4 protein-coding genes are annotated in these 2,731 nt (G+C 45.7%); 3 read left to right on the top strand and 1 reads right to left on the bottom strand.

Annotated elements, in window-relative coordinates:
• The first annotated feature begins 235 nt into the window (after positions 1-235).
• From IQ242_RS21800 to IQ242_RS21790, 3 genes are all read left to right on the top strand, one after another.
• A complete protein-coding gene (locus IQ242_RS21800; RefSeq protein WP_002744263.1) occupies positions 236-721 on the top strand; it encodes an allophycocyanin subunit alpha in 486 nt (161 codons plus the stop codon).
• Between the two features lie 79 nt (positions 722-800).
• Positions 801-1,286, top strand: coding sequence for an allophycocyanin subunit beta (apcB, locus tag IQ242_RS21795; protein ID WP_193961380.1), 486 nt, complete (start codon positions 801-803; stop codon positions 1,284-1,286).
• A gap of 575 nt (positions 1,287-1,861) precedes the next feature.
• A complete protein-coding gene (locus IQ242_RS21790; protein ID WP_002739162.1) occupies positions 1,862-2,065 on the top strand; it encodes a phycobilisome linker polypeptide in 204 nt (67 codons plus the stop codon).
• A gap of 52 nt (positions 2,066-2,117) precedes the next feature.
• Here IQ242_RS21790 and msrB read toward each other — a convergent pair whose 3' ends face one another.
• A complete protein-coding gene (msrB, locus tag IQ242_RS21785) occupies positions 2,118-2,534 on the bottom strand; it encodes a peptide-methionine (R)-S-oxide reductase MsrB (protein ID WP_193961379.1) in 417 nt (138 codons plus the stop codon).
• Positions 2,535-2,731: the final 197 nt, after the last annotated feature.

Genomic DNA, 2,731 nt, shown 5'->3' with positions numbered 1-2,731 from the left:
CCCCACACCCCACACCCCACTCCGGCGCTCCCTTCTTAGGGCAAATGTTAAAAAGTATTACGAAAATAGTGAGAAGGTGAACCAGATGCCGCAAAATAGTTGCGTTAGGTCGCTCTAGCTAGGGAAGTCTTGAGATGCTAAGGCGGAAACGAGATAACTTGAGCGTAGTGACCACAACTGCTATAAAATGTCAGATTAAGTTTATTAATCTCACTTAGTTGGGAGGAATCCATCAATGAGTATCGTCACGAAATCGATCGTGAATGCTGATGCTGAAGCTCGTTACCTCAGCCCCGGCGAACTAGACAGAATTAAAGCCTTCGTTACCAGTGGTGCCGCTCGTTTACGCATCGCTGAAACCCTAACCGGCGCTCGCGAAACCATCGTCAAGCAAGCTGGTGATCGCTTATTCCAAAAACGTCCTGACATCGTTTCCCCCGGTGGCAACGCTTACGGCGAAGAAATGACCGCCACCTGTCTGCGTGACATGGACTACTACCTACGTTTAATCACCTACGGAGTAGTTGCTGGTGATGTCACCCCGATTGAAGAAATCGGTTTAGTCGGTGTGCGTGAAATGTACAAATCTTTAGGAACCGACATCGGTGCCGTAGCTCAAAGCGTTCGCGAAATGAAAGAAGTTGCTACCGGTCTTATGTCTTCTGACGATGCTTCTGAAGCTTCTTCCTACTTCGATTACGTGATCGGCTCTATGTCGTAGAATAACTCCTTTGTGAATTGTTCTAGACACACCCCCCGTAAACCTCTTAAGATTAAGCAAAACCCAAGGAAGAACCACCATGCAAGACGCAATTACTTCTGTTATCAACTCTTCTGACGTTCAAGGCAAATACCTTGACTCTAATGCTCTCGGCAAACTGAAAAACTACTTCGCCACCGGTGAACTGCGCGTGCGTGCCGCTAGTGTCATTAGCGCCAACGCTGCTGGTATCGTTAAAGAAGCTGTAGCTAAGTCCCTGTTATACTCTGACGTAACCCGTCCCGGTGGCAATATGTACACCACCCGTCGTTACGCCGCTTGTATCCGTGACCTCGACTACTATCTCCGTTATGCTACCTACGCTATGTTAGCTGGAGATCCTTCTATCCTCGACGAGCGCGTTCTCAACGGCCTGAAAGAAACCTACAACTCTTTAGGTGTACCCATCTCCTCCACCGTTCAAGCTATCCAAGCGATGAAAGAAGTCACCGCTAGTTTAGTTGGTGCTGATGCGGGTAAAGAAATGGGGATTTACTTCGACTACATTAGCTCTGGCTTAAGCTAGAAGTAACGAACTCGGACAAAATAGGGTTCGGGAAGCCGAGGATGAGTGCTAGGTCTTTAAAGGCTGAATCTGTCCAAGATAGGTTTTGACGAGCTAGTATTGATCCTTGACTCCCGACCTTTGTTATCGAAAATTTGGGTTGAAAACCCCGCCCCTTTTAGGGCGCCTTTGTGTTAAAATCTTACTGGTCTCAAAAACCCGCCCTATCATAGATACGACCGAATAAATATACTAGGTTGAAATTCCTGCAACGGGTTGACGATGAGTAAGGGGAAGCTGACGGCCGCTGGGAACTCCATGCTAGAGGCAAAACATACCCTGTGTCGGTATGTATAAACCAAAATTAAATCAGTCGCCGAAGGGCATTCGGAGACTTTAAATGGACGGGTCGAAAGTGTCAGACTTAAGCAATTAAGCGTTTTTCGGTGAAGCGTCAACCCCATTGACGCGACCACCCTAAAAAGGTGGCGTGGTGAGGAATCACCGTCCGTTTACGGCGGTGAGGATGTCAATTTAGGAAAAAGCCTTCGTTAGTTTGAGCGACAAGTTTTTCAGCGATTAGGAGAAATCAATCCATGCGGATGTTCAAAATCACCGCTTGTGTTCCTAGCCAAAGCCGCATTCGGACACAACGGGAATTACAAAATACCTATTTTACCAAACTCGTTCCCTACGATAATTGGTTTCGTGAGCAACAACGCATCATGAAAATGGGCGGCAAAATTGTCAAAGTGCAGTTAGCTACCGGCAAACCTGGAACTAATACAGGTTTACTGTAATCGGCTGCCACTGGAACTTAAAAAAAGAGGTCTTTCCAGACCTCTTTTTGCTTTAGGGATTTTTTTCAAACTGCAAAGCGGCAGAGTTGAGACAATAGCGTTTTCCCGTCGGGGGTGGACCATCATTAAAAACGTGACCGAGATGAGCATCACAGGTGGCACAAACAATCTCTGTCCGCACCATGAAAAAACTAATATCTCGTTCGTACTTAATATTAGCCTCGTTAGTAGCGGTCCAGAAACTCGGCCAACCAGTACCCGAATCATACTTGCTGTCAGAAGTAAATAACTCCGTACCACAGCAGACACATTTGTAAATACCTTTTTCTTTATTATCGTGATATTTACCCGTAAAAGCCCGTTCTGTTCCCTTTTTGCGAGTAACTTGGAACTGTTCGGGAGTTAGCTGGGCCTGCCATTCCGCCTCGGTTTTACGAACTTTTTCTACCATAGTCATGACAACCGCCATTATGATTAAATTTCTCTTTTTAGTCTAACCTGAGTTCGAGATCTAGGTTTTTCATAACCTCAGCTTATCAATAGCATAAGTAACAATAGTTTCAAACCCCTTTACAAACCGTTACAAACTCTCTAAGATAGAGACATCATCAATCGTACCTCGATAACTTAATAGGAATCATAAACCAATGACCACCACTCTACAAC

Source organism: Microcystis sp. LEGE 08355, assembly GCF_015207185.1.
Taxonomy (GTDB): Bacteria; Cyanobacteriota; Cyanobacteriia; order Cyanobacteriales; family Microcystaceae; genus Microcystis; species Microcystis panniformis.
Note: the sequence above shows the minus strand (reverse complement) of the source record. Positions and strands in the feature narration are given on the sequence as shown.